General features: G+C 71.9%; 18 protein-coding genes. 17 read left to right on the top strand and 1 reads right to left on the bottom strand.

Annotation, left to right across the window (positions count from 1 at the left end; all coding sequences use genetic code 11):
* Positions 1-99: 99 nt before the first annotated feature.
* Complete coding sequence (locus tag BLW75_RS06315; RefSeq protein WP_034306077.1) at positions 100-1101, top strand: saccharopine dehydrogenase family protein; 1002 nt, start codon at positions 100-102, stop codon at positions 1099-1101.
* Here the strand turns inward: BLW75_RS06315 and BLW75_RS06310 are convergent.
* On the bottom strand, positions 1091-1591 hold the full coding sequence (locus BLW75_RS06310; RefSeq protein ID WP_034306807.1) for a M15 family metallopeptidase domain-containing protein: 501 nt from the start codon (positions 1589-1591) through the stop codon (positions 1091-1093). The genes BLW75_RS06315 and BLW75_RS06310 overlap by 11 nt on opposite strands.
* Positions 1592-1745: 154 nt before the next feature.
* On the opposite strand from BLW75_RS06310, the gene BLW75_RS06305 reads away from it, so the two are divergent.
* The 16 genes from BLW75_RS06305 (at position 1746) to BLW75_RS06230 (ending at position 26146) form a co-directional block, all read left to right on the top strand.
* Positions 1746-2480, top strand: coding sequence for a response regulator transcription factor (locus tag BLW75_RS06305; protein WP_034306079.1), 735 nt, complete (start codon positions 1746-1748; stop codon positions 2478-2480).
* A complete protein-coding gene (locus tag BLW75_RS06300; protein WP_034306081.1) occupies positions 2477-3883 on the top strand; it encodes an ATP-binding protein in 1407 nt (468 codons plus the stop codon). The genes BLW75_RS06305 and BLW75_RS06300 overlap by 4 nt, the downstream gene beginning before the upstream one ends.
* Positions 3880-4341, top strand: coding sequence for a GerMN domain-containing protein (locus tag BLW75_RS06295; RefSeq protein WP_034306083.1), 462 nt, complete (start codon positions 3880-3882; stop codon positions 4339-4341). Before BLW75_RS06300 ends, BLW75_RS06295 begins: the two co-directional genes overlap by 4 nt.
* 173 nt (positions 4342-4514) lie before the next feature.
* Positions 4515-5264, top strand: a complete 750-nt coding sequence (locus BLW75_RS06290) for a 2,3-dihydro-2,3-dihydroxybenzoate dehydrogenase (protein ID WP_034306086.1) — start codon at positions 4515-4517, stop codon at positions 5262-5264.
* A gap of 153 nt (positions 5265-5417) precedes the next feature.
* Positions 5418-6614: an isochorismate synthase gene (locus BLW75_RS06285; RefSeq protein ID WP_034306089.1), complete on the top strand. Its 1197-nt coding sequence runs from the start codon at positions 5418-5420 to the stop codon at positions 6612-6614.
* Positions 6611-8233 carry a (2,3-dihydroxybenzoyl)adenylate synthase gene (locus BLW75_RS06280; protein ID WP_034306091.1) on the top strand — a complete coding sequence of 541 codons (1623 nt, stop codon included), beginning with the start codon at positions 6611-6613 and terminating at the stop codon, positions 8231-8233. The genes BLW75_RS06285 and BLW75_RS06280 overlap by 4 nt, the downstream gene beginning before the upstream one ends.
* Positions 8230-8901, top strand: a complete 672-nt coding sequence (locus BLW75_RS06275) for an isochorismatase family protein (RefSeq protein ID WP_034306093.1) — start codon at positions 8230-8232, stop codon at positions 8899-8901. Before BLW75_RS06280 ends, BLW75_RS06275 begins: the two co-directional genes overlap by 4 nt.
* On the top strand, positions 8898-9131 hold the full coding sequence (locus BLW75_RS06270; RefSeq protein WP_034306095.1) for a phosphopantetheine-binding protein: 234 nt from the start codon (positions 8898-8900) through the stop codon (positions 9129-9131). Before BLW75_RS06275 ends, BLW75_RS06270 begins: the two co-directional genes overlap by 4 nt.
* Positions 9128-9982 (top strand): siderophore-interacting protein, encoded by an 855-nt coding sequence (locus BLW75_RS06265; protein ID WP_034306097.1) that lies wholly within the window; start codon positions 9128-9130, stop codon positions 9980-9982. Before BLW75_RS06270 ends, BLW75_RS06265 begins: the two co-directional genes overlap by 4 nt.
* A 28-nt stretch (positions 9983-10010) precedes the next feature.
* Positions 10011-11015: an ABC transporter substrate-binding protein gene (locus BLW75_RS06260; RefSeq protein ID WP_034306100.1), complete on the top strand. Its 1005-nt coding sequence runs from the start codon at positions 10011-10013 to the stop codon at positions 11013-11015.
* Entirely contained in the window at positions 11012-11995 is a 984-nt protein-coding gene (locus tag BLW75_RS06255; protein ID WP_034306103.1) for a FecCD family ABC transporter permease, read from the top strand. Before BLW75_RS06260 ends, BLW75_RS06255 begins: the two co-directional genes overlap by 4 nt.
* Complete coding sequence (locus BLW75_RS06250; protein ID WP_198935658.1) at positions 11992-13014, top strand: FecCD family ABC transporter permease; 1023 nt, start codon at positions 11992-11994, stop codon at positions 13012-13014. Before BLW75_RS06255 ends, BLW75_RS06250 begins: the two co-directional genes overlap by 4 nt.
* Complete coding sequence (locus BLW75_RS06245) at positions 13011-13787, top strand: ABC transporter ATP-binding protein (RefSeq protein ID WP_034306106.1); 777 nt, start codon at positions 13011-13013, stop codon at positions 13785-13787. Before BLW75_RS06250 ends, BLW75_RS06245 begins: the two co-directional genes overlap by 4 nt.
* Positions 13781-23734 carry a non-ribosomal peptide synthetase gene (locus tag BLW75_RS06240; RefSeq protein WP_034306108.1) on the top strand — a complete coding sequence of 3318 codons (9954 nt, stop codon included), beginning with the start codon at positions 13781-13783 and terminating at the stop codon, positions 23732-23734. The genes BLW75_RS06245 and BLW75_RS06240 overlap by 7 nt, the downstream gene beginning before the upstream one ends.
* The gene (locus BLW75_RS06235) at positions 23731-25137 is read left to right on the top strand and encodes a DHA2 family efflux MFS transporter permease subunit (protein ID WP_034306110.1); all 1407 of its coding nucleotides are present in this window, start codon (positions 23731-23733) and stop codon (positions 25135-25137) included. The genes BLW75_RS06240 and BLW75_RS06235 overlap by 4 nt, the downstream gene beginning before the upstream one ends.
* A complete protein-coding gene (locus BLW75_RS06230) occupies positions 25124-26146 on the top strand; it encodes a 3-deoxy-7-phosphoheptulonate synthase (protein WP_034306113.1) in 1023 nt (340 codons plus the stop codon). The genes BLW75_RS06235 and BLW75_RS06230 overlap by 14 nt, the downstream gene beginning before the upstream one ends.
* Positions 26147-26471: the final 325 nt, after the last annotated feature.

The following is a 26471-nucleotide window of genomic DNA, read 5'->3' as shown; positions in this document are numbered from 1 at the left end:
GTCCGAAAGTGTACGCATGATGGCGTTCCGGACACTGTCGATCGCCGCGGTCCGCCGACAGGATGGTCCACAGTGGATCGGCCGAGGACAGGAGAGACCATGGGGACCAACGACGTCGCGGTGTTCGGGGCTTACGGGCACACCGGGCGGTTCGTGGTGGCGGAGCTGCGCGAACGCGGATTCGGTGTGCTGGCCGTAGGACGCGACGAGGCGAAGCTGCGCGGCCTGCCTTGGCCCGATCTCGACGTCCGGCAGGCGTCGGTCGACGACCCGGCTTCGCTCGACCGCGCGTTCACCGGCGCGGACGCGGTGATCAACGCCGCCGGGCCCTTCGCCGACACCGCCGCTCCGGTGATCGAAGCGGCGCTGCGGGCGGGCATCCCGTACCTGGACGTGGCCGCGGAGCTCGAAGCGAACATCGACACCTTCGCGCGGTTCGGCGACCGGGCCGCAGGGGCGACGGTGATCCCGGCGATGGCGTTCTTCGGTGGCCTCGGCGACCTGATGGTCACCGCCGCTATGGGCGACTGGACGTCCGCCGACGAAGCCCACGTCGCGTACGGGCTGAGCAGCTGGCATCCGACGGAGGGGACTCGCGCGGCGGGCAGGGTCTCGCGGGAACGGCGGGACGGAAAGCGGATCCGCTTCTCCGGCGGCCGGATCGAACGCCGTGACGACGCGCTGCCGGAGCTGGACTGGGACTTCCCCGCACCGCTCGGGACCCGCGCCGTGCTCGGGGAGTTCACGATGGCCGACGTCGTCACCGTCCCGAGTCACCTCACCATTCCCGAAGTGACCACGTACATGACCGTGAACGCGGCCCGCGAGGTCGTGACGCCCGAGACGCCCGCGCCTCCCGCCGACGGCCCTTCCTCGCAGGAGTTCGTGGTCGACGTCGTGGTGCGGGCCGGCGGCGAAGAACGGCGGATCGTCGCGCGGGGACAGGACATCTACGCCATCACGGCCCCGCTGGTGGTGGAGGCCGTCCAGCGCGTGCTCGACGGCCGGACGAAGGCGACCGGGGTCGTCTCCGCGGGCGAGGTCTTCGACGCGGCCGACTTCCTGGCGGCGCTGGCGCCGCGGATCACCGTCACCGGGTGACACCTTCCCGCCAGCCAGGATGCGGTAGCCGCGCGGGCGGAGCCTCGCCGGGCCGGTACTCGAAATGCCACCACTCGTTGTCGTAGATCCGGTAGAGCGCGAAGCGGGCGCCGTGGTCCTCCAGCCACTGCGCGCCTTCGCGCGGCCGGACGTCCAGCGCGGTACCGCTGACGTGCGCGGAATCCTGCGGCGGCAGGACACGCTTCCGCCCGGCCTCCGCGAGGTACAGCCGATGCTGCTCGGCGGCGTCCCGGTGTCCCGAGGTGACGCCGAGGAGCGTGCGGTGCCGCCAGAACGCCTCGGTCCGGGCGGCGGTGAACGCGGCGAGCGTTCCGGCGGTCAGCCCGGCGAGGTCTTCGGCGGGGAACCGCAGTGACAGCGCCCAACCGCAGGCGAGCCGCCGTGCGTGGCCGGGGGATCGCAGCCACGCCGGGATCAGCAGCAGTACCGCGAGGACGCGGGTGATCGCCGCGAGCACGAGTTCTTTCATGCCGTCGACCCTCGCCGACGCCTGTGCGAACCCGATCGCGGCGACGTGCGCGGACGCCGACGAAAAGGTCACCGTTCCGCACGGAGCACGCCGTGACGCAACGATGACATTCCGTGGACGTTCCGCGGAAACGGGACGGGCACCATGGCGTGTCATGGACGAGCGGATTCCGTCCGGCGCTGCGATAGTCGTCGGCATGCCCAGGGTGCTGCTCATCGAGGACGATCAAGCCGTGCGTGACGGGCTCAGCATGGCGCTGGGCGGCCGTGGCCACGCGGTCGACGCGGTGGCCACCGGCGAGGAAGGCCTCGCCCGGCTCGCGTCCCGGCCGCCGGACATCGTCGTACTGGACCTGATGCTGCCCGGACTGGACGGTTTCGAGGTCTGCCGCCGGATCCGGGCGGCGGGGGATCTGCCGATCATCATGCTCACCGCGCGCAACGAGGACATCGACGTGGTGGCCGGGCTCGCCGCCGGCGCGGACGACTACGTGGTCAAACCCGCCAGGGCACAGGTGCTGGAGGCACGGATCCGCGCGGTGCTGCGCCGCAGCGGGCAGCCCGCGGCGGCGGTGCCCACGCCGGCCGAGATCGAGCGGCACGGCGACCTCGGCATCGACCGTGCCGCGCTGACCGTGACCAAGGGGGACAAGCCCGTCGCCCTCGCCCCGACCGAACTGCGGCTCCTGCTCGAACTCTCCCAGGTGCCCGGCCGGGTGCTCAGCAGGCAGTACCTGTTGGAAAGCGTGTGGGAGCACGGCTACTTCGGCGACTCCCGGGTCGTCGACGCCTGTGTGCAGCGGCTGCGCGCGAAGATCGAGGACGACTCGTCCGCGCCGGTCTACGTGCAGACGGTTCGCGGATTCGGCTATCGTTTCGGGCCACTGTGAAGCTCGGTGGCCTGCGCACCCGGCTGCTCCTGGCGTTCAGCCTGCTGGTCGTGATCACCGCGGCGACCGTCGCCGGCGGCGCCTACGTCCAGTCCCGCACCGTGATCCTCCAGCAGGCGCAGGACGCCACCGCCCGCGTCCTGGTCGACAAGGCCACCGCGCTGTTCCCGCTCGGCCCGCTGCCGCCGGGGGACGGGACGCTGAGCCGCATCAGCGGTGAGCTGTCCGACCGTGACCTGAGCTCCCTGGTCCTGTACGAGGACAAGTCGAGCGGGAACGAGCAGATGCGGGCGCTGATCTCACCCGAGCTTCGCCAGCGGGTCCGGTCGGGGAACGTCGCCTGGCAACGAGTCGACGCCCGCGGTACGCCGATGCTGGTGGTGGGCACCAGGTTCACCGTTCTGCTTCCCGGTGCGCAGCAACGGGATTCGGGCATCGAGGCCTACGTCGCGCGCAGCATGGCGCCGGAGGCGAAGAGCATCGACGAACTCGCCACCCGGGCCTGGCTGATCGGCGGGGTGGCGCTCGTCTTCGCGATCGGGCTGGCGTTGCTGGCCGCCCGCGGTGTCCTGCGGCCGGTGCGGGAGCTGGGCGACGCGGCGCGGCGGCTGGGAAAGGGGGATCTGCGGGCGCGGATCAGCGTCCGCGGCTCGGACGAGCTGGCCGGGGTGGCGCGCACCTTCAACGAAACGGCCGAAGCGTTGGAGCGGCACGTCGGCGAGCTGGAACGGATGGAGGCCGACGCGCGGCGGTTCGTCGCCGATGTCTCTCACGAACTGCGCACTCCGCTCGCCGCGATGACCGCGGTCGCGGACGTGCTGGAGCAGGAGGCGTCGAAGCTGCCCGGGGACGCCGGTCGCGCGGCGAAGATGAGCATCGAGGAGACGCACAACCTGACGCGGCTGGTGAACGACCTCATCGAGGTCTCCCGCTTCGACGCCGGGGCCGCCGCGCTGGCACGGGAGGAAGTCGACGTCGCCGAGGTGGTCGCGGCGAGTCTGCGCATCCGGGGGTGGACGGGAGAGGTGGCGGGGCACCTGCCGTCCGGGATCTTCGCCGAGTGGGATCCGAGGCGGGTGGACGTCATCGTGGCGAATCTGGTCGGGAACGCGTTGCGGCACGGCGAAAAGCCGGTCTCACTCCGGCTTTCCGAAGCAGGGGAGCGGATCACGCTGGAGGTCTCGGATCACGGTCCCGGGCTGGCGCCCGAGGTGCTCCCGCACGTGTTCGACCGGTTCTACAAGGCGGATTCGGCCAGGGCGAGATCCGGCGGCAGCGGGCTCGGGCTGGCGATCGCCTGGGAGAACGCCCGGCTGCACGGCGGCACCTTGAGCGCGGCCAACGGCGTCGACGGCGGCGCGGTGTTCACGCTGCGCCTGCCCCGGCTGGGAGAGACGGCATGAGGAAGAACTGGCTTTCGGCACTCCTGATCGTTTCGGTGGTCGCGGGCTGCGGCGTCCGCCCCAGTGCCGTGATCTCCGGAGCACCCGCGCCGGCGGGTCCCGCGAACGGCGCGGTGCTCTACTTCCTGTCCGGCGGACAGCCGGTCCGCGTGTTACGCCCGCTGGCCCAGGAACTGCCTCCGGCGAGTCCCGTCGACCTGCTCGCCGCCGGGCCGGACGAGAGCGAGCGGGAACGGGACTACACCACCGAAGTCCCGCCCGGCACCGCGGTTCTGGACCAGACGCCCGCGCCGAACGGGGTCACGGTGACCCTGTCGGTCGGCGTCGCCGGGTTGTCGGCGCGAGCGGTCGACCAGATCGTGTGCACGGCCAGGGACTCTCTCGGCGGGAGCGCGCAGATCACCTTGCGGGGCGAAGGATCCGTCCGCGGACCGCTGTCTTGTCCCTTGCCCGGGTAGGCGATCTCGCTTGACCGGACCGGGGAAGCACACGCGGACGGGACGCACCACGGCATTTTTACCCCGGCCCGTCCAGGCGGAAGTGTCCCGAATCACCGGTGTTGGTCCCTCGCTTTGCCCGGATTCGCCCGCTAGCTTAGGCAAGGCTAAGCAATGGAACAGGGGGTTGTGGCGTGGAGGGGATCGAGGGCAGGGTCGCGCTCGTCACCGGAGGCGCGCGCGGGATCGGGGCGGCCGTCGTGGACGCGCTCGCCGGGGCGGGCGCGGTCGTGGCGGCGGTGGATCTGGCGGAAAGCGCTCCCCGGGACGGAGTGACGCCGTTCGTCGCGGACGTCGGGGATCCCGCCGCCGTCGCGCGGGTCGTCGACGAGGTCGAACGCGAACTCGGGCCGATCGGGATCGGGGCGTCCGTCGCGGGTGTGCTGAAGCCGGGGTCCGTCTGCGACACGAGCGACGAAGACTGGGCGGCGACCTTCGCGGTCAACTCCACGGGTGTCTTCACCGTGCTTCGCGAGATCTCACGCCGGATGGTGCCTCGCCGGAACGGGGTGCTGGTGACCGTCGGGTCGAACGCGGCCGGAGTCCCGCGCAGCGGGATGGCCGCGTACGCCGCGTCGAAGGCGGCCGCGACGATGCTGACCCGCTGCCTCGGACTCGAACTCGCCGGCTCCGGCATCCGCTGCAACATCGTCTCCCCCGGCTCGACCGACACCGAGATGCAACGTCTACTGTGGACGGACGAGAACGGCGCGGACCGTGTCATCGCGGGAAATCCGGAGCAATACCGTGTCGGCATACCACTGGGCCGGATGGCCGAACCGGCCGATATCGCCGACGCCGTCCTGTTCTTGGCTTCCGACCGCGCGCGGCATATCACGATGCAGAACCTGTACGTCGACGGCGGGGCCACGCTCCGCGCGTGATCTCGATGACCCGATGAAGACTTTTCGGGTCCGTATGATTAGGTTAGGCTAACCGAAAGGCGCCTCGGGGGATGGCGTTCCGCGTCGCATAGGGCACCGCAGCACCACGAGGTGCCGACCTGGTCAGTAGTATTCGCGAAAGGGAATCCAGTCGTGTCCTCACCTGCACCGGCCCGACCAAGGCCGGTCCACCAGGCGGCCGATCTGCTGGCGGCGTACCTGCCCGGATCGTTCTACTACTCGTCCGCTCGAGGATCGCTTCTCGCCGACGGGGTGTATTCCCCGGTCCACGCGGTGCCGGGCAAACGTGCCCGTGCCGCCGCCGAAGTCCTCGACGCCGCACTTGTGGCGGGAGTGACCGAACCCGTGGTGGCCGGGGCCATCGGCTTCCGGCCCGACGCGCCGAGCAGCCTGGTGGTACCCGCCGTGGTGCGCCGGGCAGGACCACCGAAGGCGAGTGGTCCGGTCGCCCCGCTCGGCGGTGCGACCTGGTCGGTGTCGCCGCGACCCGCGCCGGAGGTCTACACCACCGCGGTCGCCAAGGCGCTGGACGAGATCCGCGACGGTGACCTGCGCAAGATCGTGCTGGCCCGCTGCCTCGACGTCACCGGTGGCGACCCCATCGCCGTGCCGCGGCTGCTGGCCCGTCTCGTCCACGCGGACCCGGCGGCCCACGCGTTCGCGGTCGACGTCAGCGCGCCGGGAGACCCCGCGCCACGCACCCTGGTCGGTGCGAGCCCGGAACTGCTGGTCTCCCGCCGCGGCCGGGTGGTGACGGCGAACCCGCTGGCCGGATCACGGCCGCGGGTGGCCGACGAGGCCGAAAACGCCCGCCGGATCGACGATCTGCTGGCGTCCGAAAAGGACCGTGCCGAACACGCCCACGTCGCCGCCCAGGTGGCCGAGGTGCTGGGCCGGTTCTGCGACGACCTCGACGTCCCCGCCGAGCCCGAGGTGATCGGCACCCCCACGATGTGGCACCTGTCGACCAGGATCAGTGGACGGCTCGCCGACCCGGGCGACGCCGGTTCGTCCGCGCTCGGGCTGGCGGAAGCACTGCATCCGACACCCGCCGTCTGCGGCGTCCCGACCGCGCTCGCCCGCGACACCATCGCCGCGCTCGAACCCGAGGATCGCGGCTATTACGCGGGTCTCGTCGGCTGGACCGACCAGGACGGGGACGGCGAATGGGTCGTCACCATCCGCTGCGCCGAGGTCCGCGACCGCACCGTGCGGTTGTTCGCCGGAGCGGGCGTGGTGGCGGGTTCCGACCCGGCGGCGGAACTCGCCGAGACCGGCGCGAAGTTCGGCACCATGCTGCGGGCACTCGGGCTGGAGGGCGTGGCGTGAACACCGACCACGTGCCCTGGCCGCCCGAAACCGCCGCGCGCTACCGGGCTTCGGGATACTGGCGCGGTCAGACCTTCGGCAAGCTGCTGACCAGCCTCGCAGAGGCGTATGCCGAGCGTCCCGCCGTGATCGGCGAGAACGCCCGCTGGACCTTCGCCGAACTCGACGAGCGGGCGCACCGGCTCGCCGCCGGGTTCGCCGGTGCCGGGATCCGGGCGGGCGACCGGGTCGTGGTGCAACTGCCGAACGTGCCGGAGTTCGCGTCCGTCGTGTTCGGACTGTGGCGGGCGGGCGCGCTGCCGGTGTTCGCGCTGCCCGCGCACCGGGCGAGCGAGCTGCGGCACTTCGCCGAGCAGAGCGAGGCCGCGGCGATCCTGACCGTCGGCGAGCACGAGCGGTTCGGCCACGCGGCCATGGCGCACGCGGTCGCCGCCGAAATCCCTTCGGTGCGCAACGTCTTCGTTGTCGGCACGGAGGAATTCGCCGTGCTCGAAGCGGCGACTCCGCGCGCCCTGCCGGATCCGGACCCCGCCGGGGTCGCGTTCCTCCAGTTGTCCGGCGGAAGCACCGGACTGCCCAAGCTGATCCCGCGCACGCACGACGACTACCTCTACAGCGTCCGGGAGAGCGCCCGGATCTGCGGCCTGCGTCCGGAAAGCGTGTATCTGGCCGCGTTGCCGGTGGCGCACAACTTCCCGCTCAGCTCGCCCGGTCTGCTCGGGGCGCTGCACGCGGGCGCGGCCACGGTGTTCGCGCCGCGTCCCGACGCCGACACCGCGTTCCGGCTGATCGAGGCCGAAGGCGTGACGATCACCGGGCTCGTGCCGCCGCTGGCCGCCGCGTGGGCGCAGGCGGCCGCGCGGACCACCCGCGACCTGTCCTCTTTGGACGTCCTGCTGGTCGGCGGCGCCAAATGCGCGCGCGAGCTGGCCGAGAAGATCGGGCCCGCGCTGGGTTGCCGTCTGCAGCAGGTGTTCGGCATGGCCGAGGGACTGGTCTGCTACACCCGGCTCGACGATCCGGACGAGTACGTCCTTGCCACGCAGGGAAGGCCGATCTCGCCCGACGACGAGGTCCGCGTCGTGAATCCGGACGATCCTCTGTCCACTTCGGACGATGTGGTCGCACCGGGCGAGGTCGGCGCGCTGCTGACCCGTGGCCCGTACACGATCCGCGGTTACTACCGCGCGACCGAGCACAACAAGACCGCGTTCACCGAGGACGGCTTCTACCGCACCGGCGATCTCGTGCGGCAGCACCCGTCGGGACACCTCGAAGTCGTCGGCAGGGCCAAGGAACAGATCAACCGCGGCGGCGAGAAGGTGGCCGCTGAAGAGGTCGAGAACCACCTGATGGCCCACCCCGGTGTGCTCGACGCCGCCGTCGTCGCGGTGCCGGACCCGTATCTGGGCGAGCGCACCTGCGCCTACGTCGTCCCCGCTGCCGGTGCCGAGCCCGCCGCGGCGGAACTGCGCCGGTTCGTGCGCGAACGCGGCGTGGCGGCGTTCAAGGTGCCCGATCTGGTCCAGGTGGTGCCGGAGTTCCCGGTGACCGGGGTCGGCAAGACCAGCAAACGCGAGCTGCGGGCGGCGCTGGCCGCCTTGGCGAAGGAGAAGTGAGAGTGTCACTGCCCAAGATCCAGCCTTACGCCCTGCCGACTGAGGCCGAGCTGCCCGCCGGGCGGGTCGGCTGGAAACCCGACCCCGGCCGTGCCGCGCTGCTGGTGCACGACGCGCAGCGGTACTTCCTCGCGCCGTACGAGGGAGCCCCGATCCCGGAGATGGTCGCGAACATCGCCGCGCTGACCGACGCCGCCCGCGCCGCGGGGGTCCCGGTGTTCTACACCGCGCAGCCCGGTCACCAGGCCGCCGAGGACCGCGGACTGCTCACCGAGTTCTGGGGTGACGGGATCGGCGCGGTCATCGACGAAGACCCCGCCGCCGCCGACGTGGTGCCCGAACTCGCCCCGAAGCCGGGTGACACGGTGCTGACGAAGTGGCGCTACAGCGCGTTCCAACGCAGCACCTTCACCGAGCAGCTCGCCGAAGCGGGCCGGGACCAGCTGCTGATCACCGGCGTCTACGCGCATATCGGCTGCCAGGCCACCGCCGTCGAGGCGTTCATGCGCGACATCCAGCCGTTCCTCGTCGGCGACGCGGTCGCGGACTTCTCCCGCGAGCGCCACGACCAGGCCTGCGAGTACGTCGCCCAGCGCTGCGGCGCATTGACCACCACGGCCGCCGCCCTCGCCGCGCTGGCCCCGATCCACGCCGGAGCACAGGGATGAGCCTCAGTGTCGAGAAGATCCACGCCGACGTCGCCGAGCTGCTCGGCTGCGATCCGGCCGAGCTGAAGCCGGAGACCGACCTCACCGATCTCGGTCTCGACTCGATGCGGATCATGGGTCTCGTCGAGCAGTGGCGCACCGAGGGCGCCGACACCCTGGAGTTCGCCGACCTCGCCGAGCAGCCGACCCTCGGTCACTGGACGCAGGTCCTCACCGGGAGTACCGCGTGAGCCGCGCCGACCATCGCCACCGGCACCTCGAACGCATCGCCGAGGTGCGCGGGGGAGCGCACGCGGAGAAGGTCCCGTACCCGATCCGGATCCGGCAAGCCGAAGTTGTGCGCACCACGATGATCGGCTCCGGACTGCTGCGCGTCACCCTCGGCGGGCCGGGAACCGCGGGTTTCGAGGCGCATTCGCCCGATGAGCACGTGAAGGTCCTGTTCCCCGAGCTGGATCCCGAGCCGAAGCTGCCGGTCCAGGACGGCGACATGCTGCGCTGGCCCAAGCCGTCGCCGACGTCGCGCGAGTACACGGTCCGCCGGTACGACCCGGCTTCCGGGGAACTCGACCTCGACGTCGCGCTGCACGAGGGCGGGCTCGGTTCCGGCTGGGCCGAGAAGGTCGCTCCCGGCACGCCGGTGCACGTCGCCGGTCCGCCCGGTGGGCTGATCGTGCCGCATACCTACGACCGCTACCTGCTCGCCGGTGATCTCACCGCGCTGCCCGCGATCGCGCGCTGGCTCGAAGAACTGCCGCGCACCGCCGCGGGCTGGGCGTTCATCGAGGTCACCGACGCGAGCGAGGAGATCGAGCTGTCCGCGCCCGAAGACGTCGAGGTGCATTGGCTGCACCGAGGCGACGTCGCGCCGGGTGCCTCGGACATGCTCGCCCGCGCGGTCATGACGATCGAGGTCCCCGCCGGTGAACGGCTCTATGCCTGGGTCGCCGGTGAAGCCGGGCAGATCAAACCGTTGCGCCGCTGGCTCAAGAACGACCTCGGGCTCGGCAAGGACGACCACGACGTGACCGGCTACTGGAAACGCGGCGTCGCGGACTTCGACGACGACCACGACCACTGATCCCCACCAAGAAAACCGAGGAAAACCCATGCGCACCACCAGAACCCGCCGCCTCGCCGGAGCGATCGCGCTCGCGCTGACGGTCGCGACCGCGGCCACCGCCTGCGGTTCCGGCGAAGACGGCAAGGCCGCCGACGGCGGTCAGACCCGGGTGTTCGCCGCCGACAACGGCCAGATCACCATCCCGGTCTCGCCGAAGCGGGTCATCGCCACCGGTTACGCCGTGCCCGCCCTGCTCGAAGCGGGCGCGCCGCTGGTCGGGGTCTCCAGCTGGAAGCGCGGCATCCCGCTGTTCAACGAGCAGGAGCGCAAGAAGTACGACGAGCTGGCGAAGGTCGCGGGCGAGTCGGCGGCGGAGACGAACTACGAGGCGATCGCGCAGGCGGATCCGGACCTGATCGTCATCGGCGTGCCGAAGCCGGTGCTCGCCGACATCGACATCAAGCGGCTCGAAGCGATCGCGCCGGTCGTGGCCATCGGCCCGTCGGTGCCGTCGATGTGGCGTGAGTTGTCCCGCAAGCAGGCCGACGCCGCCGGCGCCACAGCCGGGTTCGACGCGCTCAAGACCGCGTACGACACCAAGGCCAAGGGGCTGGCCGACAAGTACAAGGCCGTGCTGCCGCAGCTGAAACTGGGCCACGTCGGTGCCTACGGCGAGGTCGCCAAGGGCAACTTCCAGCGTGAGTTCAACGGTTCCTGGGGCACCAACATCGCGCAGGACGTCGGCGCCACCTACTACGGCCAGGTCAAGGTCAAGGGCGGCGGCTCCAAGGACGTCAGCGAGTACCCGTCGATCGAAGAGCTGTCGACCGCGTTCGCGCAGGCCGACGCCATCACCTACTCGGTCGCCGCCGACGGTTCCGTGCCCGCGCCGGTCAAGTACGTCCTCGACTCGCCGCTGTGGAAGGAACTCCCCGCGGTGAAGGCGGGCAAGGTCTACCCGTTCCGCTACACCGAGGCAGCAACCTACCGCGCCGCGACGTCCACTTTGGACGCCGTCGACCAGGCGTTCGCGCCGCTGCTCAAGCAGTGACCACCACCGGGCGGTCCGCGCTGCTCGGCGCCGCACTGCTCGGGCTCGTCGTGGTCGCCGTGCTGAGCGTCGGCATCGGCGCGCACGCCATCGCCCCCGGCGAGGTCGTGCGCGCCCTGCTGGGCGAAGGGAATCCGAGTGACCGGGCCGTGGTCCTGGACATCCGGATGCCGAGGGCGGTGCTGGCGATCGGGGTCGGCGCGGCCCTCGCCGTCGGCGGTGTGCTCGTGCAGGCCTTGTCCCGCAACGCCTTGGCCGAACCCGGTGTACTCGGCGTGACCGCCGGGGCCGGGTTCGCCATCGCGGTCGGTTCGTCGTTCGGCCTCGCCGCGTCGGCGCCCGCCGAACTGGGCCTGGCGGTGCTGGGCGCGCTCGGCGCTTCGGCGCTGGTGTACGCGGTCGGCAGCAAGTCGCCCCTGCGGCTGGTGCTCGCCGGGACCGCGTTGAGCGCCGTGCTGCTGGGGCTCACCCTCGGCCTGCGGCTGCTGTTCCCCGACACCTTCGACGTCTACCGGTTCTGGTCGGTGGGTTCCCTGGCGGGCCGTGAACAGGCGCCGACGACGGTCCCGCTGATCATCATCGGCCTGTCCCTGCTGGGCGCGTTCGCGGTGAGCCGTCAGCTGAACGCGATCGCGCTCGGCGAGACGGTCGCGCACACGCTCGGCGCGAACGTCGCCAGGGTCCGGACGATCACGCTGCTGCTGATCACGCTGATGGCGGGCGCGGCGACCGCGCTGGCCGGGCCGATCCTGTTCGTCGGGCTGATCGTGCCGCATCTGGCCCGGCGGGTGGCGGGAGCGTCGATCCCGTGGTTGATCGCGTTCGCCGCGCTGCTCGGCCCGGTCCTGATGTTGGCCGCGGACGTCGGCTCGCGGGTCCTGCTGCCGACCGGCGAGGTCCCGGTCGCGATCGTGACCGCGTTCCTCGGCGGCCCGGTGCTGATCTGGGCCGTCCGCAAATACGGGGCGGCGCCGCTGTGACCACACTCGTCCTGCGGCGCGGGCGGTTCTCCGCCCGGATCGAACGCCGCACCCTCTACTTCCTCGTCGCGATGCTCGTGGTCATCGCCGGGCTGACGCTGCTCGGGCTCTGCTACGGCGCGGCGTGGGCGAGTCCCGCCCGCGTCTTCGCCGCGCTCACCGGTTCCGGCGGCGGCCCCGGCGTGGTCATCCGGGAATGGCGGCTGCCGCGGGTGCTGGCCGGGCTGGTGTTCGGTGCCGCGCTCGGGCTGGCGGGCGCGATCTTCCAGAGCATCACCCGCAATCCGCTCGGCAGCCCGGACGTGATCGGCCTCGACGCCGGCGCCTACACCGGCGCGCTGTTCGCGATCACCGTGCTGTCGGGGACCTCGACGCAGCTGACGATCGGTTCGGTGCTCGGCGGCGTGATCACGGCGGCCATCGTCTACGCGCTGTCGCTCGGCGGCGGGCTGTCCGGGCTGCGGCTGATCGTCATCGGCATCGCGATCAACGCGATGCTGACCGCGCTCAACTCGTGGATCGTGCTGCGTGCCGAACTCGAGATCGCGATCGCGGCCGTCGGCTGGAACGCCGGTTCGCTCAATGGAGTCGGCTGGGACGATGTCGCCATCCCGTTCGGGGTGCTCGCGGTGCTGTTCATCGTGCTGTTCACCAAGGCGCCGGCGATGCACCAGGCCGCGCTCGGCGGCGCGCTGGCGGTCACCACCGGTATCCGCTGGGACCGGCTGCGCCTGGTGCTGGTGCTGATCGGGGTCGGCTGCACGGCCACGGTCACCGCCGTCGCCGGGCCGATCGCGTTCATCGCGCTCGCGGCGCCGCAGATCGGGCGGCGGCTGGCCCGCACGCCCGGTATTTCCCTGCTGCCCGCCGCCCTCACCGGCGCCGTGCTGCTGACCAGCGCCGACCTGGCCGCCCAGATGCTGCTCGCGCCGGAAGCGCTGCCGGTCGGTGTGATCAGCACCGTGATCGGCGGCGGCTATCTGATCTGGCTGCTCACCAAGGAGGTTCGGCGCACATGAGTGCCCGTTTGACCGCGCGGGATCTGACCCTGCGCTACGGCGACCGGGTCGTGTCGACCCGGCTGAGCCTCGATGTGCCCGACCGCGCGTTCACCGCCGTCGTCGGACCGAACGCGTGTGGCAAGTCGACGTTGCTGCGCGCGTTCGTCCGGCTGCTGCGTCCGGCGGACGGCGAGGTCCTGCTCGACGGCAAGGACGTCGGTTCCTTCCCCGGCAAGGGTTTGGCGCGGGAACTCGGGTTCCTGCCACAGGACCCGGTGGCGCCGGAGGACGTCCGTGTCCGGCAGCTGATCGCGCGCGGCCGGTTCCCGCACCAGTCGCTGTTCGCGTCATGGTCCGAAGAGGACGAACGCGCGGTGATCGAAGCGATGACCGCGGCCGGGGTGGCGGGGCTGGCCGACCGGCCGGTGCAGGAACTCTCGGGCGGCCAGCGGCAGCGCGTGTGGGTGGCGCTGGTGCTGGCGCAGAAGACGCCGTACCTGCTGCTCGACGAGCCGACGTCGTTCCTCGACATCGCGCACCAGTACCAGCTGCTGGGGTTGCTGGCGCGCCTGCGCGACGAAGGCCGCACGGTGATCGCCGTCCTGCACGACATCAACCAGGCCTGCCGTTACGCCGACCATCTCGTCGCCTTGCGCGACGGCCGGATCGTGGCCGAAGGCGCGCCGGCGGACATCGTCGACGCCGAGCTGATGAAGGAGGTCTTCGATCTCCCCAGCGTCGTCGTGCCCGACCCGGTGACCGGAACCCCGATGGTGGTGCCCTCATGTTGAGTCTCACCGGAGCCCAGCTGGGCATCTGGACCGCGCAGCGCCTCGAGCCCGACTCGCCGTACTACGTCGTCGGCGACGTGATCGAGATCGTCGGCGAAGAGCCGGTCGACGTCGCCGCGCTGACCGAGGCGATCCGTGCGACCGCCGAAGAGGCCGACAGCCTGCGGTTGCGCGTCTTCGAGACGCCGGACGGGCCGCGCCAAGTGGTGTCGGACGACGAGATGCCGCTGCCGGAGATCGTGGATCTGCGCGGTGAGGCCGATCCGATGGCCGCCGCGCACACGCGGGTGGACGCCGAACGCCGCCGCGTCGCCGAGGCTTGCCGCGGCATGGTGGACCGGCCCCTGTTCGCCCATCTCGTGCTGCGGCTTTCCGACTCGCACGTGTGGTTCACCCAGCTCGGGCACCACCTCGTGTTCGACGGCTACACCGCGGCGATGCTCGCCCGCCGGACGGCCGCTCGCTACACCGCTTCGGTCCAGGGCAAGGAGGTTCCGCCCTCGACCTTCGCTCGCTTCGCTGATCTCGTCGAGGCCGACCAGGGTTACCGGGAGAGCGAACGGTTCGCCCAAGACCGCGAGTACTGGCGCGAGCGGTTCACGCCGTTGCCGGACCTCGACGACGGCGGCAGCGCGTCCGGTCCGCCCGAGCACACCGTGACCGCGCGAGCGGTCCTGCCCGCTACGGACGTGGCCCGGTTGCGTGAGCTGGGCAAACGTGCCGGAACGACCTGGGGCGACGCGCTGATCGCCTGCTACGCCGCCTTCTTGCACCGTGTGCTGGGCTGGACCGATGTCGTGTTCGCGATGCCGTTGATGTGCCGCGAAGGAGCCGCGTTGCGGACCCCGGCGATGGCGGTCAACGTGCTGCCGCTGCGGGTCGACGTGCTGCCGCAGGACACGGGAGCCGAGCTGACCGCACGGGTCGCGGGCGCGCTGAAGGAGATGCGCACGCATCAGCGCTACCGGGGCGAGGACCTGCCGCAGGAGCTCGCGGTCCCGGGCGCCGGGGCGCTGCTGCACGGCCGCGGCATCAACCTCAAGGCGTTCGACCTGAAGCTCGACTTCGCGGGCTCGCACGGCACGATGCGCAACGTCGCCGGTGGACCGCCGGAGGACATGGGCCTGTCCGTGCTCCCGACCTCGGACGGCGGGCTGCTGCTCGGTTTCGAGGTCGACGCGCGCACCCACGACCAGGCCGCCGTCGACGCCAAGCTGACCGCGTTGCGCTGCCTGATCACCGCGCTGACCGAACCCGACGGCCCGGCGGTCGCCGGTGCCGACCTGGTGCCGCCGGGGGAGCGAGACACGCTCCTCGAAGCGTGGACGACGCCCGCGCCTGACGCCGAACTCCTTGGCGTACCTGAACTTCTCGACCGCCTGGATCCCGAGCAGACCGCCCTGGTCTTCGGTGACCAACGGCTGACCGCGGGCGAACTCGTCACGCGGGTGCACCGCCTCGCCCGGGTCTTGCGTTCCCGTGGTGTCGGGACCGACGACGTCGTCGCGCTGGCCCTGCCGCGATCCGCGGATCTCGTCGTCGCCCTGCTGGCGGTGCTCGACGCCGGGGCCGCCTTCCTGCCGCTGGATCTCACCCATCCCGTCGAACGGCTGCGGGAACTCGCCGCCGAAGCCGGCGCGGTGCTCACTGTGACCCACGACCCGGAACTCGTGCCGGGGCGCCAGTTGATGCTCGGCGAGACAGATCTGTCCACACAGGACTCCTCGCCTCTGGACATTCGCCGCCATCCGGAAGATCTCGCGTACGTCATCTTCACCTCCGGTTCGACCGGCCGCCCCAAGGGCGTGCTGGGCCGGGTCGGCGGACTGGCGACGCTGCTGCGCCACCACCGCGCGACGACGGTCGCCGAGATCGAACGTGCCGCGGGCAGGCGGCTGCGGGTGGCACACACCTACTCGTTCGCCTTCGACTCCGCGCTCGACCAGCTGATGTGGCTGCTGTTCGGGCACGAACTCCATGTCTACGGCACCGACGTCGCGCGGGACGCCGACGAACTGCTCGCCGCGTTCGCCCGCGACCGGATCGACGTCGTCGACACCACGCCGTCGATGGCCGCGCCGCTCGTCGACGCCGGACTGCTCGACGGCCCGCACCCACCCGCGCTGCTCGTCCTCGGCGGCGAGGCGACTCCGCCCGCGCTGTGGCGCAAGGTCGCGGAGTCGGGTGTCCGCGCGCGCAACATGTACGGCCCGACCGAGGCCACTGTGGACGGTGCCGGATCCTGGCTGGACGACGGGGAACCGACCATCGGCGCCGCGGTGCCGGGTACCGCGGTCCGGGTGCTCGACGCCGCGTTGCGTCCGGCGCCCGCGGGAACGCCGGGTGAGCTGTATCTCGCGGGGCCGCATCTGGCGCGCGGCTATCTGGGACGCCCCGGCGCGACCGCCGAACGGTTCGTCGCCGACCCGTTCGGCGCGCCCGGTGACCGGATGTACCGCACCGGCGACCTGGCCCGCTGGGTGCCCGGCCGCGGCCTGGAGTACCTGGGCCGCCGCGACGGTCAGGTGAAGGTGCGTGGCCACCGTGTCGAACTCGGCGAGGTCGAGGCCGCCTTGGCCGCCGTTCCCGGAGTGCGGGCGGCCGCCGCCGCGGTGCGCGGGCCCCGGCTCGTCGGCTACGTCGTCGGCGAGGCCGTCCCGGATGAGGTCCGCACGGAACTCGCCGGCCGGGTGCCCGAGCATCTCGTGCCGGCCGTGGTCGTCGTCCTCGACACGCTTCCGCTGACCTCCAACGGAAAGATCGACCGGGCCGCCTTGCCCGCACCGCGCGCGGCGGCCGGTCGGACCGCCGCCACCGAACGCGAACGGCTGCTGTGCGCGACCATCGCCGAGGTGATCGGCGTCGAGGAGGTCGCCGTCGACGACGACTTCTTCGCACTGGGCGGCGACAGCATCACCGCGATCAGCGTCAGCAGCAGACTGCGCGCGCACGGCCTCGACCTGCGGCCGCGTGACCTGCTCGCCCGCCGCAGCTTCGAGGCGCTGGCCGCGGCGAGCGCGGAGATCGGCGGCCCGGCCGCACCGCCGGACGAGCCCATCGGAGAGGTACCCGCCCCGCCGATTGTCCGCGCCCTGCTCGACCCGCATCCGGACGTCGCGACGGTCGCCGGGTACATGCAATGGACCGCGCTCCGGCTCGACGAGGACCTTCCTCCCGCCCTGCTGACCGAAGGCGTCCAAACGCTCCTGGACCATCACGACGTCCTCCGTCTGCAAGTAGATGACGAATTGCGGGTCCGGGAACGCGGCGCGGTGAGGGCGTCCGACGTGATCGTCGAGACGACCGGGGAACCCGCCGAGGTCGCGGCGGAACTCGCGGAGTCCCTGGATCTCCGGGCCGGGGTGCTCAAGGTCGCGCTGCTGCCCGACCACCTCGTCGTCGTGCTCCATCATCTGGCGATCGACGGTGTCTCCTGGCGGGTTCTCCTGCCGGATCTGCGCGCCGCGTGCGCCGGTGAGCAGCTCGAACCGGTCGGGACCTCCTGGCGGCGGCACGCGCTTCTCCTTGCCGAGCAAGGAACATCCGGGGTTCGGCGCGGCGAGCTCGACCATTGGCGGGACGCGCTCGACGGTCCGCGTCTTGGTCACCGGCCGCTCGACCGGTCCGCCGACACGGTCGCGACCGCACGGCGGTCGGTCACCCTCGCCACCCCCGAGCAGACCGACGCGGTGCTCAACGGCTTGCCTGCCGCCTACCGCGCCGGACCCGACGACGTCCTGCTCGCCGCGCTCGTGCTCGCCCTGCGGTCATGGCGGGACGCCCCGGTCGAGGCCGAAACCGTGTCCGTCGAAGGACACGGCCGGGATCAAGACGGCCTGGACCTTTCGCGCACCGTCGGCTGGTTCACCGCCGAACATCCGTTGCGGGTGCCCGCCACCGCGGTGGCGGCGACCGCGGACTTCGACAGCGCGCTCACCGGCGGAGAGGCGGCGGGAAAGCTGCTGCGGGCCGCCAAGGAGGCCAAACGCGCCGTTCCGGACCATGGCGTCGGCTTCGGCGTCCTGCGGTATCTCGACCCGCTGACCCGGGACGGACTCGCCGTCGTCCCACCGCCGGACGTCGTCCTGAACTACCTCGGCCGCTTCGCCGCTCTGCCCGGCACCGGCTGGCGGTTGCCCGAAGAGGATCCGTTCGCGGTCACCGAACCGGCGGGCAAGTCGCTGGACCAAGTGCTGGCGCTGAACTGCTTCGTCCGTGAGGACGGCCGTCCCCGGCTCGCCGTGGAATGGACCGCGGCAGGCAAGGTACTGCCTGAGGAAACCGTTGCGGCACTCCAGGAATCGTGGTCCCGGGCGCTGGACGCCCTGGCCGCGCACGCGGCACGGATCGGGCCGGACGGAGGCGGGCTCACGCCGTCGGACCTGCCGTTGGTCGGCCTCGGCCAGGCCGACATCGACGCGCTCGAACGCCGGGGCCGGGTCGAGGACGTGCTGCCCGCGACCCCGTTGCAGACCGGGCTTTCGTTCCACACCCTGGCGCGCGGCACCGAGGACACCGACGTCTACGTGGTACAGGCCGTCACTCTGCTCAGCGGCGCGCTGAACGCCGACCGCATGCGGGAGGCCGCGGCGGAGGTGCTGCGGCGGCATCCCGCGTTGCGGGTCCACCTGCACACCACCGACGCGGGCGAGGTCGTCCAGGTGGTGCCCGCCGCGGTCACACTGGACTGGCGGCAGGCAAGCGTGTCACCGGAGCAGGTCGCGGAGGAGTGCCGCGCCGAACTCGCCCGTCCCTTCGATCCGGCGACCCCACCGCTGATCCGGTTCCTGCTGCTGACCCTCGGCCCGGACGAGCACCGCCTGGTGCTCACGAATCACCACGCGCTGCTCGACGGCTGGTCGATGCCGCTGGTCGGCCGCACGCTGCTGGCCACCTACGCCGAACTCGGCGGCGGCCCGGCGGCCCCGGTCGCGCCCCCACTTGCGGAGTACCACCGCGTGCTCGCCGAGCGTGACCCGGACGTGGCGCTGGAGGCGTGGCGCAAGGCGCTCGCCGGACTCGACGAAGGAACGCGGCTCGCCCCGGCGAGCGTCGAGTCCACTGTGGAGCGTCCGGAACGCGTCACCGTGGAGCTGGGCGGGGAGTTCAGCGACCGGCTGCGCGCCTTCGCCCGCGAACGCGGGATCACCCCGACGACGGTGTTCCAAACCGCGTGGGGAGTGCTGCTCGCCAGGCTGACCGGCCGCCGCGACGTGGTCTTCGGCTGCCCGGTCTCCGGCCGCCCGGCCGACGTCCCCGGCGTCGAGCGCATGATCGGCCAGCTCGGCAGCACGATCCCGGTGCGGGTGCGCTTCGACGCCGCCGACACCGCGGTCACCGTCCTGGAGCGGGTGCACACCGAAAGCGTCCGGCTCACCGATCACCACCACGCCGGGCTGCCGGATATCCAGCGCGCGGCGGGCGTGGGCGACCTGTTCGACACGATGCTGGTGATGGAGAACTTCCCGCTCTCCAGCCGCGTCCGCACCACGTTGGCCCCCGGCCTCGACCTCGTCGGCGTCGACATCACCGACGCCACGCACTACCCGCTCACGGTGATCGTGCTGCCCGGCGACGAGTTCACCGTCGGCCTCGGCTACCAGCCCCAGGCCTTCACCCGCGAGGAGGCCGTGTCCTACGGCCGCTGGCTGCGCGCCGTGCTGCACGAGATCGTGACCGATCCCGCCCGCCCGGTCTCCCGGCTGCGCGCGCTCGACGCCGAGGAAGAACGCGCGATGCTGCGTCTCGGCGAAGGACCGGAACCGAAGCGCGAACGCGGCGGCATGCTGGAGGAGTTCGGCCGCTGGGTCCGAACGACTCCGGATGCCGAAGCCGTCGTGTGCCGGGACCGGAGCCTGACCTACGCCGAACTGGACCGCCGCGCCAACCGGCTCGCGAACACCCTGATCGACGCCGGAGTGAAGCCCCAGGACCCGGTCGCGGTCCTGTTGCGCCGCGACGTCGACCTCGTGGTCGCGTTGTTCGGCGTGATCAAGGCGGGCGCGGTGCACGTCCCGATGGACCCGGACTATCCGGCCGACCGGCTGGCGTACATGCTCGGTGACATCGAGCCCGCCGCCGTGGTGTCCACTTCGGACGTCGACGGCCTTCCGGTGATCGACCCGGCGAAACTGTCCACTGTGGATACGGACCCGGCCGTGCCGTCGTGTGCGGACGCGATCGCCTATGTCATCTACACCTCCGGCACCACCGGGAAACCGAAGGGTGTGGCGGTGCCGCATCGCGGCGTCCCGAGCCTGATCGCGCTGCAGGAGGACGTCGTCGGCATCGGGACCGCCGAGCGGTACCTGCATTTCGCCTCGACGAGTTTCGACGTCGCCTTCTGGCAGTTCATGCTGCCGCTGCTGTCCGGTGGCACGTCGGTGATCGCGCCGGAGGAGGTGCGGACCTCCGGCGACGATCTGCTGGCCTACGCCGCCGGACACCGCGTCACCGGGCTCAACCTGCTGCCCTCGTTCCTCTCCGCGATGCCCGACGACGCGACCGTCGACCCGGACGTGTTCTTCGTCGTCGGTGCCGAACGGCTCGATCCGGAGCTGGCCCGGCGCTGGGGGAACCGGCGAGCGCTGTTCAACGCGTACGGCCCGACCGAGGTCACCATCAACTCGGTCACCTGGCACTACGACCCGGCCGACCCCGGCCCGCTCCCGATCGGCCGCCCGGATCCGGAGGTCCGCGCGTACGTGCTCGACGGCGGGCTGTTGCCGGTCGGGACGAACGTCACCGGTGAGCTGTACCTGGCCGGGCCGAAGCTCGCGCAGGGCTATGTCGGCCGGGCGGCGCTGACCGCCGAACGGTTCGTCGCCGACCCGTTCGGTCCGCCGGGGGAGCGGATGTACCGCACCGGCGACCTGGTCCGGTGGCGGCCGGACGGGCAGATCGTGTTCCTCGGCCGCGCCGACCACCAGGTCAAGCTGCGCGGGTTCCGGATCGAACTAGGCGAGATCGAGACCGCGCTGACCGCGCACGACGACGTGCGCGCCGCCGCCGTGATCGTCCGCGAGGACCGGCTTGTCGCCTACGTCGTCCCCGTCGACGGCGCCGAACCGGACCCGGCCGCGCTGCGCGAGTACCTCACCGCGGAGCTGCCCGCGTACATGGTGCCGACCGCGTTCGTCGCGCTGGAACGGCTTCCGCTCGGACCGAGCGGCAAGCTGGACCGTGCCGCGCTGCCCGCGCCGGAAGCCCGCTCGGGCGGCGGCCGGGAACCCGCCACCCCGGCGGAAGCCGTGCTGCTGCGGGTAGTCCGCGAGCTGCTCGGACCCGGCGTCGCACTGGACGACGGGTTTCTGGACGCGGGCGGCGACAGCATCGCGTCGCTACGGGTCGTCTCCCGCGCTCGGCGCGAAGGACTGCACCTGACCGCGCGCGACGTGCTCGAAGGCGGCACGGTCGCCGGGATCGCCGCGCGCTGCGGCGAACCCGAACAAGCTGAGGAAGCCCACGCCGTGGGCGACGCGCCGCTCACGCCGATCATGCGTGATCTGCTGCAGCGCGCGGGAAAGGCGGCCGACGGGTTCTGCCAGTGGGTCGAGGTCTGCGTGCCTTCGGCGCACGACGTTCCTCGCTGGCACTCGGTGCTCGACGCCGTTCTCGCCCGTCACGACGTCCTGCGCGCACATCTCGTCGAGGACGCGCTCCGCGTTCCGGACGTCGGCGCCGTGACCGGTGCCGACGTGCTCACCGCCGTCCGCGTGTCCGGCGATCCGCGTGCGGCGCTGGACGCACAGGTCGAACAAATCGTGGCACGGATGGACCCGCGTACCGGCCCGCTGGTGCGGGCGGTGCTGGCCGACGTTGGCGACCGTTCCGGACGCTTGCTGCTGGTGGCGCACCACCTAGTCGCCGACGCGGTGACCTGGCGTGTCCTTCTCGACGACGTCGAACAGGCCTTCCACGGCAAGGCCCTGCGCCGGCGCGGACAGTCGTTCCTGGGCTGGGCGCGGTCGCTGCACGCGGCCGCCCCGCATCGAGAGGACGAATTGCCGTACTGGCGGGGGATCGCCGCCGCACCGGAGACCACGCTCGGCCGCACTCGGCTCGATCCGGCGCGGGACACCGTGGCGACCGCGCGGCACCACCGGCTCGACGTGGGCGAAGACACGACCCGCGCCGTGCTGACCGCGCTGCCCACCGCCTATCGCACCGGCCCGGACACCGTGCTGCTGACCGCGCTCTCCCGCGCCGTCGCCGCCTGGCGCGGGACCGCCGCCGATCTGGTCGTCGCCGTCGAAAGCCACGGAAGGCCGGGACACACCCCGGACTTCACGGGCACGGTCGATCTGGCGCAGACCGCCGGCTGGTTCACCGCCGTGCATCCGGCACGGATCACCCCGCCGTCGGGGCCACTGCCGGACGCGCTGCGCGCGGTGCGCGACCATCTGCGCGCGGCCGGCGATGGCCTCGGGCACGGAATCCTCGGTGTCGACGGCCCGCGGCCCGAGATCGCCTGGAACTATCTCGGCCGATTCCCCGAGGCGCCGGTCGAGGAGGCCCTGTGGCAGCGCCCGCCGGACGCCGACCCCCTCGGCTCGGGCGGCGGCGCGGAGATGCCGCTGCCGTACGCGCTGACGGTGAACGCGATGGTTCCTGACGGCGGCACGCTCGGTGTCCGCTTCACGTGGCCGTCAGCGTTGTTCACCGAAGACGAGATCGTCGTGCTTGGCGAGCATTTCCGCCGCGAGCTGGACGCACTCGCCGCCGACGTGCCGGGGCCCGGCGAGATCATGCCGCTGACTCCGTTGCAGGAGGTGATCCTGCGCGAGTCCCGGGCGGCGGACGAAGATCCGTATCCGGTGCAGGCCGCCTTCACGCTGTCCGGTGACCTCGACGTCGAGGCGCTGCGGTCGGCGGCGGACGCGCTGGTGCGGCGGCAACCGAACCTGGGCGCGGTGTTCCCGGCGTCGCACGAGGTCCAGGTGATCCCCGCGGAGCCGCTGGCCGGCTTCCGGGTCCGCGAAGTGTCCGATGTGGACACCGCGTTGGACGAGGAGCTGGCGGAGCCGTTCGACCTGGCCCATGGCCCGTTGTGGCGGGTCACCGTGCTGCGCCACGGGCCCGGCCGTCAGACTCTCGCGCTGACCAGTCACCATCTGCTGTCCGACGGTTGGTCCGCGCCGCGTATCCTCGGCGAGCTGTTCGCGCTGTACGCGGGAAAGCCGCTGCCGGAGCCGGTGCCGCCGACCCGGTACACCCGCCTGCTCGCCGCGGCCGATCACTCGGCCGACGTCCGGGCCTGGCGGGCGGAACTCGCCGGCCTGCCCGAAGGCGACCACCTGCCGCGTACCGGCGGCTCGGCCGAACCCGCACTGTTCACTGTGGACAGTGCACTGGTCGCGGAACTGACCAGGCTGGGTGCGGCACGCGGGCTGACCGTCAACACCCTGCTGCAGGGTGCGTGGGCGGCCGTGCTCGCGAGCCACGCCGGACGCCACGACGTCAGCTTCGGGGTGATGACCTCGAACCGGACGTCCGATGTGGACGGTGTCGAGGACATCATCGGCCTGCTGGCGAACAGCGTCCCGGTCCGCGCCCGGTTCACCGGGACGGTCGCCGAGACGCTCGCCGACCTGCAGGCACGGCAGCAGGCGATGGCCGGGCATCACCGGATCGGCCTGCCGGAGCTCGCGTCGCTGGCCGGCCGCGAGCGGCTGTTCGACAGCCTGCTCGTGTTCGAGAACTACCCGGTGGACCCGGCGAAGCTGCGTGAACCCGCGCCCGGCCTGACCGTCACCGGGACGAGGTTCCGGGAACGCACGCACCACCCGGTGAGCGTCACCGTCGTCCCCGGCGAGCATGGCTGGGAAGGCGTTCTGTACGCGAGGGAGACCGACGCCCGGTCGCTCGCCGACGACCTGGCCGGGTTCCTGCGAAAGCTGCCGTCGTGGCTCGACGGCGACGTCGCCGGGTTCGTGGGGGAGCGGTGACCGCGCGCCCGATCGACTCCGCGCTGTGGCGCACGGCCGCCGTGCTGGTCCTTGGCACGTTCATGGCGACGTTGGACAGCACGATCGTCTCGGTCGGTGTCGACACCCTCGCCGACGAGTTCGGCGCGCCGGTCACCGGCGTCCAATGGGTGACGACGGCGTACCTGCTGGCCGTGGTCACGGCGGTGCCGGCGTCGGGCTGGCTCGCCGACCGCTTCGGCGGACGGCGTGTCTGGCTCACCGCCGTCGTCGTGTTCCTGCTGGCGTCGCTGCTGTGCGCGCTGGCGCCGACCTTGCCCGCGCTCATCGCCTTCAGGGTCTTGCAAGGGCTCGCGGGCGGCCTGCTGCCGCCGACCGGCCAGGCGCTCCTGGCACGAGCGGCGGGACCGGACCGGATCGGGCGCGTGATCAGCGTCGTCGGCCTCGTACCGCTGCTGTCGCCGGTACTCGGCCCGATGGCGAGCGGCACGATTCTCGCGGTCGCGGACTGGCCGTGGCTGTTCTACGTCAACCTTCCGGTCGGTGTGGTGGCGGTGATCCTGGCCCGGCGCTGGGTTCCGGCGAGTGAACCCGGCGGCAAGGGCGACCGCTTCGATTTCCGGGGCGCGCTGCTGCTTTCGCCGGGGCTCGCCGTCCTGGTCTTCGGGCTCACCTGGTTCGAGCGGGGGACGCCGGTGGTCGCCGGGATCGCGGTCGCCGTGGGTGTCGTGATGCTCGCTGCGTTCGTGCGGCACGGTCTGCGCGCCGAAGCGCCCCTGCTGGATCCACGCTTGTTCACGCGGCCGCCGTTCGGGGTCGCCGCGCTGGCGCTGGTCCTGCTCGGCGCGTCGGTGTTCGGCACGATGTTCCTGCTCCCGCTCTACCTCCAGCGCGGCCCCGGACTGTCCACTTGGGACACCGGACTGCTGCTGGTGCCCCAGGGCATCGGCGCGGCGGCCGGTTCCGTACTGGTGAACCGCCTGGTCGACCGGATCTCGCCGCGCACACTGGTGCTGAGCGGGATCGGGCTGGTCGCTCTCGGCACCGCGCCCTTCACCCAGCTCGGCCCGGGCCTTCCGGACTGGGTCATCGTGCTTTCCTTGCTGCTGCGTGGTTTCGGTGCGGCGATGATCGGCGCGCCGGTGATGACGATCGTCTACCGCCGGGTCGAACCCGCCCGGCTGCCCCGCGCCGCCGGGGCGCTGAACCTGCTCAACACGCTCGGCGGCTCGATCGGCACCGCGGTGCTGGCCGTGGTGCTGCAGGCGCGGCTGGCCGCCCGCGGCCCGGACGTCGCCGCGGCTTTCGCCGACGCCTTCTGGTGTGTTCTCGGCCTCGCCGTCGTGGCGGTGGCCGGTGCGACGCGGCTGCCCCGGGCCGGGGCGGCCGCCCCCGACAAGAAGAGAGGTCATGCGGATGCTTGACCAGGACACGCTGCCCAGCCCGGCCGAAGTGGCCACGAGCGGCGTCATGCCGGACGAGATCGTCCGGCATCGCGAAACCGTCGCGAACGTCCTCGCCCGACGCGACTCGCGGCTGCTCGTCGTCGTGGGACCGTGTTCCGTGCACGACACCGACGGCGCGCTCGAGTACGCGCACCGGCTCGCCGAGGCGTCCCGCCGGTTCGCCGACGACCTCGTCGTGGTCCTGCGCGCCTACCTGGAGAAACCGCGGACGATCGCGGGCTGGACCGGGTTGGTGCCCGACCCCACCTTGGACGGCAAGGGCGATCTCGCGTCCGGCGTCCGGATCGGACGGCGGTTCCTCGACGACGCCGCCGCGATCGGGCTCCCGCTCGCGTACGAGTTCGTCGACCCGTTCCTCGCGCCTTATTTCGCGGACGCCATCAGCTGGGGCGCGATCGGCGCGCGGACCGTGGCCAGCCAGCCGCACCGGCACCTGGCGTCCTGGCTGCCGATGCCGATCGGCATGAAGAACTGCGTGTCGGGACGGCTGGACACGGCCGTCGCCGCGGTCCGGGCGGCCGCGCTGCCCCACGTGTTCCCCGGCGCCGCCGCCGACGGGCGCCCGCGGATCCAGCGCAGCGCCGGGAATCCGGACGCGCACCTCGTCCTGCGCGGTGGCCCGAAACCCAACCATCACGCGCACGCCGTCGCGGACGCCCTCGACGCGCTGACCGCCGCGGGGCTGCCGCACCGGCTCGTCGTCGACGCCTCGCACGGCAACAGCGGCAAGGACCACAACCGGCAGCCCGTGGTCGTCGCCGACCTGGCCGACCAGATCTCGGCGGGCAACGACGCGCTGGCCGGGGTGATGATCGAGTCGTACCTCTCCGACGGCAGGCAGGAGGTCGGTTCCGCGCCGCCCCGGCCCGACCTGAGCATCACGGACGCCTGCCTCGGCTGGGAGCGGACCGTTCCGCTGCTGGAGTCCCTCGCCTGTGCGAATGCGGTGCGGCGCATCGCTTCGTAAGTGGTGAGGATGGCTAGATGCCGGCCCGCTGTGCCCGTCTGAAGTACGTGAAGGCCCCTTCGCTTAGGCAAGGAGGTCTTCACGGCCGATCGCGGCTCTGACCCGAATCGCCACTCACGGGCCGAAAGCGCTTCGAGAGTCGCCTTCATCGCCGGCACCAGCTCGTCGCCCGTCTTCTCGAACTGCCGCGAGTTTCGCCAGGCCGTGGAACTCGATGGTGGCGTGGTAGCCGACGGTCGTCGTGCCGTCTTCTTCGGAGATCGTCAGATCGTCGCGGTCCGTGTTCCCAATGTCGCATCAGTGACACTGAGCGTCCCAACGCGAC

This window comes from Amycolatopsis lurida, assembly GCF_900105055.1.
Lineage (GTDB): Bacteria > Actinomycetota > Actinomycetes > Mycobacteriales > Pseudonocardiaceae > Amycolatopsis > Amycolatopsis lurida.
The sequence above is the reverse complement of the archived record's forward strand: the minus strand, read 5'-3'. Positions and strand labels throughout refer to the sequence as shown.

What these genes read in the sequence shown, in the direction of transcription:
- BLW75_RS06270 (WP_034306095.1), top strand. Translation starts at nt 8,898, where the DNA reads ATGAGCCTCAGTGTCGAGAAGATCCACGCCGACGTCGCCGAGCTGCTC.
- BLW75_RS06305 (WP_034306079.1), top strand. Translation starts at nt 1,746, where the DNA reads ATGGACGAGCGGATTCCGTCCGGCGCTGCGATAGTCGTCGGCATGCCC.
- BLW75_RS06245 (WP_034306106.1), top strand. Translation starts at nt 13,011, where the DNA reads ATGAGTGCCCGTTTGACCGCGCGGGATCTGACCCTGCGCTACGGCGAC.
- BLW75_RS06230 (WP_034306113.1), top strand. Translation starts at nt 25,124, where the DNA reads ATGCGGATGCTTGACCAGGACACGCTGCCCAGCCCGGCCGAAGTGGCC.
- BLW75_RS06315 (WP_034306077.1), top strand. Translation starts at nt 100, where the DNA reads ATGGGGACCAACGACGTCGCGGTGTTCGGGGCTTACGGGCACACCGGG.
- BLW75_RS06240 (WP_034306108.1), top strand. Translation starts at nt 13,781, where the DNA reads ATGTTGAGTCTCACCGGAGCCCAGCTGGGCATCTGGACCGCGCAGCGC.
- BLW75_RS06295 (WP_034306083.1), top strand. Translation starts at nt 3,880, where the DNA reads ATGAGGAAGAACTGGCTTTCGGCACTCCTGATCGTTTCGGTGGTCGCG.
- BLW75_RS06260 (WP_034306100.1), top strand. Translation starts at nt 10,011, where the DNA reads ATGCGCACCACCAGAACCCGCCGCCTCGCCGGAGCGATCGCGCTCGCG.
- BLW75_RS06310 (WP_034306807.1), bottom strand. Translation starts at nt 1,591, where the DNA reads ATGAAAGAACTCGTGCTCGCGGCGATCACCCGCGTCCTCGCGGTACTG.